Annotated in this window: 9 protein-coding genes and 1 pseudogene; 4 read left to right on the top strand and 6 right to left on the bottom strand. The window is 59.8% G+C overall.

Annotation, left to right across the window (positions count from 1 at the left end; all coding sequences use genetic code 11):
* Positions 1-4 precede the first annotated feature (4 nt).
* The gene (locus EJA70_RS12810; RefSeq protein WP_158831125.1) at positions 5-2,254 is read right to left on the bottom strand and encodes a hypothetical protein; all 2,250 of its coding nucleotides are present in this window, start codon (positions 2,252-2,254) and stop codon (positions 5-7) included.
* A 472-nt stretch (positions 2,255-2,726) separates the two neighbouring features.
* On the opposite strand from EJA70_RS12810, the gene EJA70_RS12805 reads away from it, so the two are divergent.
* Positions 2,727-3,098: a DUF6124 family protein gene (locus EJA70_RS12805; protein WP_158831123.1), complete on the top strand. Its 372-nt coding sequence runs from the start codon at positions 2,727-2,729 to the stop codon at positions 3,096-3,098.
* Between the two features lie 70 nt (positions 3,099-3,168).
* On the opposite strand, the gene EJA70_RS12800 is transcribed toward EJA70_RS12805, so the two are convergent.
* Together EJA70_RS12800 and EJA70_RS12795 are read right to left on the bottom strand one after the other, a co-directional pair.
* Positions 3,169-3,528, bottom strand: coding sequence for a PilZ domain-containing protein (locus EJA70_RS12800; RefSeq protein ID WP_158831121.1), 360 nt, complete (start codon positions 3,526-3,528; stop codon positions 3,169-3,171).
* 228 nt (positions 3,529-3,756) lie between these two features.
* Entirely contained in the window at positions 3,757-4,143 is a 387-nt protein-coding gene (locus tag EJA70_RS12795) for a tol-pal system YbgF family protein (RefSeq protein ID WP_158831119.1), read from the bottom strand.
* A 199-nt stretch (positions 4,144-4,342) separates the two neighbouring features.
* Here EJA70_RS12795 and pyk point away from each other — a divergent pair, with 199 nt between their 5' ends.
* Positions 4,343-5,794 (top strand): pyruvate kinase, encoded by a 1,452-nt coding sequence (pyk, locus tag EJA70_RS12790; protein WP_158831117.1) that lies wholly within the window; start codon positions 4,343-4,345, stop codon positions 5,792-5,794.
* A gap of 256 nt (positions 5,795-6,050) precedes the next feature.
* Here the strand turns inward: pyk and EJA70_RS12785 are convergent, their stop codons facing one another.
* From EJA70_RS12785 to EJA70_RS12775, 3 genes are all read right to left on the bottom strand, one after another.
* Positions 6,051-6,800: an enoyl-CoA hydratase-related protein gene (locus EJA70_RS12785; protein ID WP_158831115.1), complete on the bottom strand. Its 750-nt coding sequence runs from the start codon at positions 6,798-6,800 to the stop codon at positions 6,051-6,053.
* A gap of 298 nt (positions 6,801-7,098) precedes the next feature.
* Entirely contained in the window at positions 7,099-8,034 is a 936-nt protein-coding gene (locus tag EJA70_RS12780; RefSeq protein ID WP_158831113.1) for an iron-sulfur-binding ferredoxin reductase, read from the bottom strand.
* The gene (locus EJA70_RS12775) at positions 8,027-9,133 is read right to left on the bottom strand and encodes a diguanylate cyclase (protein WP_158831111.1); all 1,107 of its coding nucleotides are present in this window, start codon (positions 9,131-9,133) and stop codon (positions 8,027-8,029) included. The genes EJA70_RS12780 and EJA70_RS12775 overlap by 8 nt, the downstream gene beginning before the upstream one ends.
* 589 nt (positions 9,134-9,722) lie before the next feature.
* On the opposite strand from EJA70_RS12775, the gene EJA70_RS12770 reads away from it, so the two are divergent.
* Both EJA70_RS12770 and EJA70_RS12765 read left to right on the top strand, forming a co-directional pair.
* A complete protein-coding gene (locus EJA70_RS12770; RefSeq protein ID WP_122589657.1) occupies positions 9,723-11,246 on the top strand; it encodes a fumarate hydratase in 1,524 nt (507 codons plus the stop codon).
* 309 nt (positions 11,247-11,555) lie between these two features.
* A pseudogene (locus EJA70_RS12765) lies at positions 11,556-12,038 on the top strand (toxin); the annotation flags it as partial.

Genomic DNA, 12,038 nt, shown 5'->3' with positions numbered 1-12,038 from the left:
TCACCTACACCGACTCGACAATAAACGGCTCGCTTAACCTCCAGTCAGACAGTGCATCTGCCGCGCCCGACACCGGTCGGGCAGCACGTAGCTGAATGCGGTTTTGTCCGGACGGCAAGACACTACTCAACGGCACCCTCCATTCCCCCGTTGCATCAGCTGTCGCCACAGGACCCAGCGTTTTCTGCGAGTCGAAGGCGTCCGCCACGGTAATCTTCGCGCCAGCCACATCCCGACCACTCACCTGCGGTTGTGTACCGAGCCGGTCAAAGGCTGCCGGCACTTCAAACGTCGGCGCCGTAGCCAGTACATTAAACGTTCGCGTTTTATGCCAACCGGAATTGTAACTATCGCGTCGTTGCTCGATTGAAAACGCATAAGGCGCCCCTGCAGGTAGTTCCAACGCTGAACGAACCGACCAGGTACCGTCGGGTGCCACGACAACAGCTCCCAAAATAACGGTTGCAGCGTTGTTTTTGACCACAAAAACAGTATCCCCGGAATCTCCGAAACCGGAAAAGACAGGTCGCGTGGAGAGGTACTCGCTTTCGGCTGGCGTTTCCAGCGAAGGCATATTGGGCAGCAATGTGATCGCGACTGCCGCACTGACGCTGGAGGGCTGGCCTTTGAATTTTTGCACGCCAGTGAGGGTCAGCGGCCCGACGCCGGCGTCGATGTTCACCTCCCAGGTGCCACTCGCGGCAACCTCGATGTCCTTATAGGGTGAGGGCTTACCATTGAACAGCAAATCAACAGTGCCCCCCGGGACACCCTTGGTTCCGCGCAGGGTAAAAGTGCGTGGCCCCGTTGCACCGGGGTTAGTAATGACCGGTACCGGCACCGCCACCGTTATCGTGAACCTGGCAGACTCATCGGAGTGGTGGGTATTGGCGTATGTCTGGACGGTGTAAACGTCCAGAGCCCCGACAGGCTGCTCAGCCAAATCAGCGTGCCAGGTGCCGTTGATGACTTGCCCACGGCCAAGCGGCGTTCTGTTCTGGAATCGAAAGACTTCTACCCACGAGCCCTCCCAGCCCGTTCCGGATAACGTTACGTGATGGGGCGAGGCTGAACTGCCCGCAGGATCGACAATCGCCGTTGGAGTTTTGACAGAGAACGAGCGTGCCTGCTCAAGTGATACCTCATTGTTAGCCAATACCTGCGCTTTCAGCTCATAGGCTCCAGGGTTCCACAACTTGTTGGCAGGAAATGACCACGTTCCGTTGGCCTGCACATCAATAATCGTCAACTCTGTACCGTTGGCGCTCAACTTGACCTTTCCCGGGTACCAGGCGCCCTCTCCGCTGATCCGCGGAGACTGACCGCTCGGCAGACCCAACGGCGGTTCAATGAAGGTGGTGGGCAGAGGCACGATGCGCAATTGTTCATTGAGGATGGTCGCCTCCGACCAATGAGTGTTCACCCATTGCAACGCCGACACTTCGTAACGACCTGGGGCTATTTTGCTGGAGGCAGTAATGGAGAAGGTGGCGCCATTGCCTGCATACAACGGTAAAAGCGGATGGGTATTGCCGTTGAGCTTGATCTGAATCTGCCCCACCACATCCCCCCAAACATTGCGCGAGCCGGTAAAGGTGGGAACCTGCGCGGTTTCAACCACCGGGTTCAAGCCCGGGCGAGGCGGCATCAACCTCAGCTCGCGGTCCGGTGTGGGCTGCGAGGGAATCCACTGCGGCGTGTCAACCTGGATCGCCTGCTCGGCATTCATTCGAAAGATATTCGGCAGTACCCGCGGGAACTCCAGCGACCAGTCACCTCGGGGATCGACGTAGGTATCACTGGAGATGAGCTGCTGGGCCGAGAGGTACACGGTCACTCGCGCATTGGGAATGCCTTTGCCGGCGAACCTTACGCCCGTGGGGGGTGGGTAGCTGATGCCGACGTTAGGCAGCGGTGCCGGGCGAACATAGAATGTGCGACGAAAGCCACGGTCGGAGAAGTCCGCACCCAATGTCTGTTTCGCCGACAGAGCGTTCAGGCCATGGGGCATGTCTCTGTCGAAGGTGGTAAGGGTCCAGCGACCATCGGCACCGCCATAACCCCAACCAAGCCGGACATCGGTGGTGTCGAAGAACACCTCGATCAACGCGTTTTGGTAAGCCACATCGCCACTGATGATCGGTCGTGAATCCTCGATGGAGCCCTTGGCAGGTAGAAGTATGACTGGCGCAAGCAACTTCACCTTTGGTGAGGAATCATTGGTGTCGACAGACGCGAGGATTGGCTCGTCCATATTGGGCTCCGGATGAGAGTGCAGGTGCAAATGTCAGGGGAATAACCCAACCAAGAAGAGCAGGTTGACCAGTGACTGCCACCTGACAGAACTGACAGTCCCGACCAGCGGTTGTAAGGTTTTTCCGGGTATTTCAGAAACTTTCAAGACAAAGGAATAGAGGCTACGAATCCTTGCGCCTTTGCCTACACATCCGCCAGAATCCGCCGGCTTGTGCGCTTTGCTGATGCCCCGTAACTTGATGCGTGCCGCTGATAATCAGTGGTCGGGTTTAGTCGCTCGGGGTGTGTCATCAATGTGTACAAGCGTCATCCAGTCGGGTATCCCATTCCCGCACTCGATGGTGGCTGTGCGCAGGGCGCTTCGGCGCGCCGGTATTTGGTGATAACCCCCGGTCGACTAACCTGCAATCAGCCGCCACCCTTTCGTTTAGTCGCGAACCGGTGAAGGCCCAAACAAAGGGTAATCACTTATGTTCAAAGCAACTCCGAATCCCCCCGAAATAGACCCCACCGACACATCCCCCTACGCCTCCCCCGATTCAAAAAGACTCCACGAAGCCGCCGAGCGCGCCCTCGACCACTACTTCAAACCCGTTTCACGTAACTCCGTCGATCGCGCGATGCAGATGTTCGTCGTTGCCCCCGACATCAATCCCGAAGCCATCGCCATCCAGACCTACGAAACGTTTTCGTCGGTGAGCATTCTGTTGCTGGATCTGGCGGACAGCCTGGAAGACAAACCACGGCATCTGGCGATGGCGATTTATCAGTTGAGCGAAATGGGATTGTTGTTGGCGGAGAAGGCGCTCTACAGTGAGCGCGCAGTTGCCATGAACGGATGAAGACCAAAAGATCGCAGCCCTCTGCAGGAACTGCCGCAGGCTGCGATCTTTGGCTTTTGCGTTTGCTGTATCAGGCGGAAGCTGGCAGCGGCTGAAAACTGAAGTACTGCTTCAACGCCTGCACCAGTTGCCCGTACTCCGGCGGCGGCCGGTGCAGGCTGAAACCCGCGTCATAATGCTGCGGGGTCGCGTCTTCATGGCACCACAGGCAACACGCCGTCAGGTCGATGACCTGCTGGCAGCCTTCATCCATGGGAATTTTCAGACGCAGTTTGAAATCCACACCGATCATCATCGGTAACTGGCTGATGAGCATCAGCCCGTCTTCAGACACGTTGCCGAGAAAGCCGATCGGTTTGTCGGTGATGCTGTTGAACACTCTCAGAAAGTACGGCAGTTGATGCCGTTCGATTCGGCGGTGGGTAAACATGCGCAGTTCGCCAGGCAGGGCTCCGTCACGGAGCCGCACTTTTGCTTCGGAACGAACCTGCCTTGCAGGCCCGCTCTCCCCGCTTCCGTGTGAAGGTCGCTACCTCGCCTTCACCTGACTGCTGCCGGTCGCAGGTGTTGCCCCGGTATAGAGGCCAGGCTCTAAAACCGGATCATTCGACTATAGCTCAGCTTGTACACACGGCCAGCGTTTGTATGACAACTGTCATCAGAAACGCGTCGGGCGTACCACGGCTGCAGCACTGCGCGTTGGGTAATGGCCCAGGCTCTGCAGGGTTTCCAGACGGGCGCGGGCGCGGTAGGCGTATTCGCTGTTCGGGTACGAGGCCATGATGAACTGATAGGTCTGCGCAGCATCAACAAACATTTTCTGCCGTTCCAGACACTGGCCGCGCATCATCGACACTTCCGGCCACACGTACGGGCGGGCACGGCTGGCGCGTTCGACCTTGGACAGCTCCAGCATGACCTGCTCGCAATTGCCGCGATCATAGGCGCTGTAGGCGTTGTTCAAATGGTGGTTCATCGACCAACGGGTGCAGCCCGTGACGGCGAGGACGCTGAGGGCAAGGGCGGCAATGGGCAACAATCGCATGGGGGGTTCTCCTGTCTTGTGCTCTGTATCGACCTTGCGCCGAAAATCTTCAGAACGGTTTGTGCCGATTGTCGCGTTCGTCGCGTTCAATAAAGAAAGTAATAAACAAAGCCCTTCACGAAAAGTAGTGCATTCGAACAATGACTACACCCCAAGAGCATAGTAGCCTTCGCTTGCGCTTGAACTCAGGAGTCTTTGCATGTCCGTCCGTCGTACCAAAATCGTCGCTACCCTTGGCCCGGCCAGTAACTCGCCGGAAGTTCTCGAACAGCTGATTCTGGCTGGCCTGGACGTTGCCCGTCTGAACTTCTCCCACGGCACCCCCGACGAGCACAAGGCTCGCGCGAAACTGGTGCGTGACCTGGCTGCCAAGCACGGTCGCTTCGTCGCCCTGCTGGGTGACCTGCAAGGCCCGAAAATCCGTATCGCCAAATTCGCCAACAAGAAGATCGAGCTGAAGATCGGTGACAAGTTCACCTTCTCCACCAGCCATCCGTTGACCGAAGGCAACCAGCAAGTGGTCGGCATCGACTACCCGGATCTGGTCAAGGACTGCGGCGTAGGCGACGAGCTGCTGCTCGACGACGGCCGTGTGGTGATGCGCGTTGATACCCAAACTGACGATGCATTGCATTGCACCGTGACCATCGGCGGCCCGCTGTCCGACCACAAAGGCATCAACCGTCGCGGTGGCGGCCTGACCGCGCCGGCCCTGACTGAAAAAGACAAGGCCGACATCAAGCTCGCCGCTGAAATGGAAGTCGATTACCTCGCGGTATCCTTCCCGCGTGACGCTGCCGACATGGAATACGCCCGTCAACTGCGCGACGAAGCCGGCGGTACTGCCTGGCTGGTGGCGAAGATCGAACGCGCCGAAGCCGTGGCCGACGACGAAACCCTCGACGGCCTGATCAAGGCTTCCGATGCGGTGATGGTTGCCCGTGGTGACCTCGGTGTGGAAATCGGCGACGCCGAGCTGGTGGGCATTCAGAAGAAAATCATTCTGCACGCACGCCGCCACAACAAGGCTGTGATCGTCGCGACCCAGATGATGGAGTCGATGATCCAGAACCCGATGCCGACCCGCGCCGAAGTGTCCGACGTGGCCAACGCCGTGCTCGACTACACCGACGCCGTGATGCTGTCCGCTGAATCCGCAGCAGGTCTGTACCCGCTGGAAGCTGTTCAAGCGATGGCGCGCATCTGCGTCGGCGCTGAAAAGCACCCGACTGGCAAGACTTCGGGCCACCGCATCGGCACCGAATTCACCCGTTGCGACGAAAGCATCGCGCTGGCGACCATGTACACCGCCAACCACTTCCCGGGCGTTAAAGCGATCATCGCGCTGACCGAAAGTGGCTACACCCCGCTGATCATGTCGCGTATCCGTTCTTCGGTGCCGATCTACGCGTTCTCGCCGCACCGCGAAACTCAGGCGCGTGCCGCGATGTTCCGCGGCGTCTACACCGTACCGTTCGATCCGGCTTCGCTGGAACCGCACGAAGTCAGCCAGAAGGCGATCGACGAACTGGTCAAGCGTGGCGTTGTGGAAAAAGGCGACTGGGTCATCCTGACCAAGGGCGACAGCTACCACACCACCGGCGGCACCAACGGCATGAAGATCCTGCACGTGGGCGACCCGCAGGTCTGAGTGATCGGTTGTTCGAAAAAAAAGCCCCGGCATGTGAGTGCCGGGGCTTTTTGTTTTCTGATGTTCCGAAGATGTGGTGCCTGTTCGGGCCTCATCGCTGGCAAACCAGCTCCCACAGGATGTGGTGCCTGTTCGGGCCTCATCGCTGGCAAGCCAGCTCCCACAGGGATTGAGTTGTACACACTGTACTTGATCAACAAAGAAACCTGTGGGAGCTGGCTTGCCAGCGATGAGGCCAGTCAGGTCAGCGACAATTTCAATGCCGTTTGATGAATCCGCTCAACGCCGCCAACGCTTCCGGCGACGCCAGGCGTTGGGTGAACAACATACCCTCCTCCTCGATCACCCTGCGGATCAACTCGCGATCCGGCGCCTTCATCAATTGCTTGCTGATACGCACCGCTTCGCTCGGCAGTTCGTCGAAACGCAGCGCCATCTCCCGCGCCTTGCTCAACGCCTCAGCGCCGCTGCCCAACGCTTCGGTGGCAATCCCCCACTGCGCCGCCTGTTCACCGCTGAAGCCTTCACCGAGCAACAACAACTCCGCTGCTTTGGCCTGGCCGAGCAAGCGCGGGAGGATCAGGCTGGAGCCGAATTCCGGGCACAGGCCAAGGTTGACGAACGGCATACGCAACCGTGCATCGCGGGCCACGTAGACCAGATCGCAATGCAGCAACAACGTGGTGCCAATGCCCACTGCGGCGCCCGCCACGGCGGCAACCACCGGTTTGCGGCACTCAAGCAGATTGAGCATGAAGTGGAATACCGGGCTGTCGAGATCGCTCGGTGGTTGCTGGATGAAGTCGGCGATGTCATTGCCGGCGGTGAAACACTCGGCGCTGCCGGTGATCAGTACGGCGTTGATCTCGGGGTCGCTGTCGGCTTGCTTCAACGCCTCAGCCAAACGGCTGTACATCGCCCGGGTCAGGGCGTTTTTCTTGTCGGGGCGATTGAGGCGCAGGGTGAGCAAACCGCGCTCGCGTTCCAGCAGGATGGCTTCGGTCATGGCGTCTCTCGGCGATAGTCGGGCTTGCGAAGGTCAAATGGGGATAGTGCCTTCTGTGGCCAGGGGACTTCTGTGGCTAGGGGGGGCTTTTGTGGCAAGGGGATTGTTGTGGCGAGGGGATTTATCCCCGCTGGGCTGCGCAGCGGCCCCAAAATCTTGCGAGCGCTGCGCACTCAAACGGGGATAAATCCCCTCGCCACAAAATCCCCTTGCCACATAAATCCCCTTGCCACAAAAAATCCTCTGACCATAAAGACTTGGCCACAAAGAACCTATGAAACCCGATAAGCATTAGCGCTCAACCGCGGGACAGGAATACGTCGGCCAGCAGCTGATTACGCGGCAGTCCGGCCAGATACAGGCGCCTGGCGAAGGCATCGACACTGGCCGTCGAACCGCAGACTAAGGCCAGGGTTTGCCGGGAGACAAGCCGCAGTTGCGCCAAAGCGGCGGCTGACTCGGCCGCCGTCCATAGCTCGACGCTGAGGTTTTCTCGCTGCGCAGCCAGCGCGGCAAGGGGTTTGGCCAGATAGTGTTCACGCTCATCATGGGCCAGGTGAATGATGCGGATCGCGCCTTGGTGATCCTGGCGCAAGGCTTCGCGCAGCACGCCGAACAACGGCCCCAACCCGGTGCCAGCGGCGAGCAGCCACAGCGGCCGGTCGTGCCAGTCCGGGTCGTAATGCAAGGCGCCGCCGCGCAGTTCGCCGAGGCGGATCGGGTCACCGATCTGCAAGCGCCGCGCGGCATCGCTGAACTCGCCGGGCTGGCTGCAATCAAGGTGGAATTCAAGAAAGCGGTCTTCTTCGGGCAGGCTCGCCAGCGAGTACGGCCGAGCGATGTGATCAATCCACAGCACCAAATGTTGCCCGGCGCTGTAGCGCAACGGCCGTTGCGGGACGAGGCGCAGGCGCAGGACGTTGTCGCTGAGCCAGTCCAGGGCTTCGACCACCGCCGGGCGACCGTCGGCAAACGGGTCGAAGGTGTGCACCTGCAAGTCTTCAACCACCTGGCACTGACACGCCAGGCGCCAGCCCTGCTGACGCTGCTCGGCGCTCAAGGCGTCCGGTCGACTGTCAGCCGGCAGACCTTGCACGCATTGCACCAGACACGCATGACAACTGCCGGCGCGGCAACTGTAAGGCACCGCCACGCCGTTTTGATTGAGGGCATCGAGCAAGTTGCTGCCTGACACCACCGACCAGTGCCGGTCACCGACGCGAAGTTCAGGCATCGACGTTCTCCCACGCGGCCGCGCAACGATTACGGCCGTCACGTTTGGCCCGGTAGAGCGCCTGATCCGCGCGTTGCAAGGCGTCATCGAGATCATCGCCCAGTTCCAACAGGGTCATGCCGGCCGACAGGCTGAGATTGCGCACATCCAGGCCGATCAATTCGACATCAGTGAAGGCAATGCGCAAGCGCTCACAACATGCGGTCAGCCGTTCGGCGTCGCAATCGGGCAGCAACACCACGAATTCTTCACCACCATAACGCGCCAGCACATCGCCGTCGCGCAGACACGCCTGGGCGACACCGGCGAAGGCCTGCAACACCTGATCGCCGGCGGCATGGCCGTGCAGGTCGTTGATGCGTTTGAAGTGGTCGAGGTCGATCAACGCCAAACCGTGGGCCACATCGCTGTCCATCGCGTTCAATTCACGCGAGGCCAGGCGCAGAAAGTGCCGGCGATTGAACAGCCCGGTCAGTTCGTCGGTGGCCACCAGGTCTTCGAGCTGGCGCATCATCCCGCGCAAAGTGTCCTGATGCGCCTGCAAGGCAAACCGGCGCTGGCGCATGCGCTGCCGCGATATCTGCACGAAACGTGCGTAAAGCACCAGCCACGCCAGCACCATCGCCAGAATGCACACCTGCAATGCCGCCAGCGCAGGCTCGGGCAAGAGGAAGTAGTAGGCGTCCCACAACGTGATCGCGGAGAAACTGAAGAACACCATCAGCGCGCAGCGAATGAACGCGCGTCGACTGAGATGGAACAGGCCAAACAGCAGGATGAGCACATAAAACACCAGAAAGGCGCCGCGCGCCTCGTCCAGATGGGCGATCAGCCAGGTCTGCCAGCCAAGCCCGAGCAGCACTTGCACTTCGGTCAGGCTGGGGTCGGCAAAGCGCTGGTTGCGCCCGCTCCAGAACAGCCCGAACAGGGTCGCCTGACTGATCACCACCAGCGCGCTGCCGATGGCCACAGAACTCAGGGTCTGGTCGTAATGCCCGGTAAAAAACGCCAGCCACAGCAGCAGCAACGCCAATCCATAGGTGGCTGCAGCGAGGGCAAAACGTTTCAGTAAAAGACGTTGAATGGCGTTATGGGTCAATCGTTGACTCACCGTGCGATAGGAGGCTGACCGAGTGTCCTACTCTACAGACCGGCTGCCACTTTAGAGGCCCAGTCGATAAATGACCACCGATTTTCAGGCCCGAAAATTGACGTCAAAAGTGTGGCCTGCGCATATCGCCACAAGCTCCCTCACCCTAGCCCTCTCCCAGAGGGAGAGGGGACTGACCCTGTTGTTTGTTCGAGATACGCCGACCTGAAATACCGAGCTGAACTCAGATCTGAACAGCATCAACATCGGCTCCCTTTCCCCCTCGCCTCCCTGGGGGAGAGGGCTGGGGTGAGGGGGTGAATCTTGAAGTGCAAACCCGCTGTCCGATATTCGCCCACCCATGCGACCAACGAATGACTGCCGGCGCGTGTATGCCCCACCGAGGCGCGGTATACTGCCGCGCCTTTTTAGCGTCGCGCCAGCAGCCCCGGCGTGCCCGGCCCCAAGGGCCAGCTTCAAGTTGCAAGCTCCAGGCCGCAAGCTCAAGCAGTCCGCGTACTGCTCCAACTTGCCGCTGATAGCTTGAAGCTTGTAGCTGCCCCATAGAATGTTCCCGTCTTTTAGAGGAGCGCGACTCATGACCGTGATCAAGCAAGACGACCTGATTCAGAGCGTTGCCGACGCCCTGCAGTTCATTTCCTATTACCACCCCGTGGATTTCATCCAGGCGATGCACGAAGCCTACCTGCGCGAAGAATCGCCAGCGGCGCGTGACTCGATGGCACAGATCCTGATCAACTCGCGCATGTGCGCCACCGGCCACCGCCCGATCTGCCAGGACACCGGTATTGTTACCGTGTTCGTGCGCGTCGGCATGGACGTGCGTTGGGATGGCGCCACCATGGGCCTGGACGACATGATCAACGAAGGCGTGCGTCGCGCCTACAACCTGCCGGAAAACGTCCTGCGTGCCTCGATCCTCGCCGACCCGGCGGGCGCTCGGAAAAACACCAAGGACAACACCCCTGCCGTGATTCACTACTCCATCGTCCCGGGCAACACCGTGGAAGTGGACGTAGCGGCGAAGGGCGGCGGTTCCGAGAACAAGTCGAAAATGGCCATGCTCAACCCGTCCGACTCGATCGTTGACTGGGTACTCAAGACCGTTCCGACCATGGGCGCCGGCTGGTGCCCACCGGGCATGCTGGGCATCGGCATCGGCGGCACTGCCGAGAAAGCTGCGGTGATGGCCAAGGAAGTGTTGATGGAATCCATCGACATCCACGAGCTGAAAGCCCGTGGCCCACAGAACCGCATCGAAGAAATGCGTCTGGAGCTGTTCGAGAAGGTCAACCAGTTGGGCATCGGCGCCCAAGGCCTCGGTGGCCTGACCACCGTGCTCGACGTGAAGATCATGGACTACCCGACTCACGCAGCCTCGCTGCCGGTGTGCATGATCCCGAACTGCGCCGCCACCCGTCACGCGCACTTCGTGCTCGACGGTACAGGTCCGGCCTCGCTGGAAGCGCCACCGCTGGACGCCTACCCGGAAATCGTCTGGGAAGCCGGCCCGTCGGCCCGTCGCGTCAACCTCGACACCCTGACCCCGGAAGACGTGCAGAGCTGGAAGCCGGGCGAAACCGTCCTGCTCAACGGCAAGATGCTCACCGGTCGCGATGCGGCGCACAAGCGCATGGTCGAGATGCTCAACAAGGGTGAAACCCTGCCGGTCGACCTCAAAGGTCGCTTCATCTACTACGTCGGCCCGGTTGACCCGGTCGGTGACGAAGTGGTTGGCCCGGCTGGCCCGACCACCGCAACGCGGATGGACAAGTTCACTCGTCAGATCCTTGAGCAAACCGGTCTGCTGGGCATGATCGGCAAGTCCGAGCGCGGCCCGACCGCGATCGAAGCGATCAAGGACAACAAAGCCGTGTACCTGATGGCTGTCGGCGGCGCTGCTTACCTGGTGGCTCAGGCGATCAAGAAGTCGAAAGTGCTGGCGTTCGCCGAACTGGGCATGGAAGCGATCTACGAGTTCGAGGTCAAGGACATGCCGGTCACCGTAGCGGTAGACAGCAAAGGTGAATCTGTACACATCACCGGTCCTGCGATCTGGCAACAGAAGATCAGCGAAAGCCTGGCGGTCGAAGTGCAGTAAGCGCTTACGCTGCGAATAAGGCCGGCCTCTCGAAAGAGAGCCCGGCCTTTTTTATCGATTGGCTAATGGTTATGAAAAATCCACAGCATGGTTTTTTCGAACTAAAAGAATCGCCTGACCTGTCAGACCTGACAGGTTACCTGGACGATGTGGCCTGCTAGCGTTGCTCCATCTGCGACTTCGCACACCGGATGGAACCATGACCAACGAAATCACCCGAGGCATGTCCGGGACGCTGACGAGCACTGAATTCGCCAACGGGGCAGACAACCCATTTACGGCAAAACCCTATTCGCGGCCCCCGCACTGATGAACCGTGAAGCTCACCAAGGCACCCCCTCCGTCACGGCAAACGACGGTCGAGGCTTACCGATTCGTCAGGTCGCCTATTTGCGCGTGATCGCCAGTGAACCGGCCATTGCATTGCTGAGCCGACAAGCGTTCGACGGAGCCGGGCGCGTAACCCGGCAATGGGACTCGCGGCTTTCCGAACCGAACCTCTGCACCGTATATGGGCTGAACGGTGCGGCATTGAAGATCAGCAGTGTCGATGCTGGCTGGCGTTTGAGCCTGCCAGGGCTGGCCGGGGAAATACTGGAGCATCATGACGAACGCGGTAACGTCTGGCGCACCCGTTACGATCAACTATTGCGCGTTGTGGCGCGGGAAGAAAACCAGCAGCCGAACGTCGAGACCTTCGTGTATGCCGACGGCTCGGCCAACGCATTGATGAACCTGCGCGGGCAATTGCTCAATCAGGTCGATCCGTCGGGTCGCATCGATTGCGAAAGT

The sequence above is a fragment of the Pseudomonas sp. PB103 genome (assembly GCF_009764635.1).
Lineage (GTDB): Bacteria > Pseudomonadota > Gammaproteobacteria > Pseudomonadales > Pseudomonadaceae > Aquipseudomonas.
Note: the sequence above shows the minus strand (reverse complement) of the source record. Positions and strands in the feature narration are given on the sequence as shown.

Excerpts from the sequence above, each read along its gene's own strand:
- EJA70_RS12810 (WP_158831125.1), bottom strand. The coding sequence starts at position 2,254 with ATGGACGAGCCAATCCTCGCGTCTGTCGACACCAATGATTCCTCACCA.
- EJA70_RS12805 (WP_158831123.1), top strand. The coding sequence starts at position 2,727 with ATGTTCAAAGCAACTCCGAATCCCCCCGAAATAGACCCCACCGACACA.
- EJA70_RS12800 (WP_158831121.1), bottom strand. The coding sequence starts at position 3,528 with ATGTTTACCCACCGCCGAATCGAACGGCATCAACTGCCGTACTTTCTG.
- EJA70_RS12795 (WP_158831119.1), bottom strand. The coding sequence starts at position 4,143 with ATGCGATTGTTGCCCATTGCCGCCCTTGCCCTCAGCGTCCTCGCCGTC.
- pyk (WP_158831117.1), top strand. The coding sequence starts at position 4,343 with ATGTCCGTCCGTCGTACCAAAATCGTCGCTACCCTTGGCCCGGCCAGT.
- EJA70_RS12785 (WP_158831115.1), bottom strand. The coding sequence starts at position 6,800 with ATGACCGAAGCCATCCTGCTGGAACGCGAGCGCGGTTTGCTCACCCTG.
- EJA70_RS12780 (WP_158831113.1), bottom strand. The coding sequence starts at position 8,034 with ATGCCTGAACTTCGCGTCGGTGACCGGCACTGGTCGGTGGTGTCAGGC.
- EJA70_RS12770 (WP_122589657.1), top strand. The coding sequence starts at position 9,723 with ATGACCGTGATCAAGCAAGACGACCTGATTCAGAGCGTTGCCGACGCC.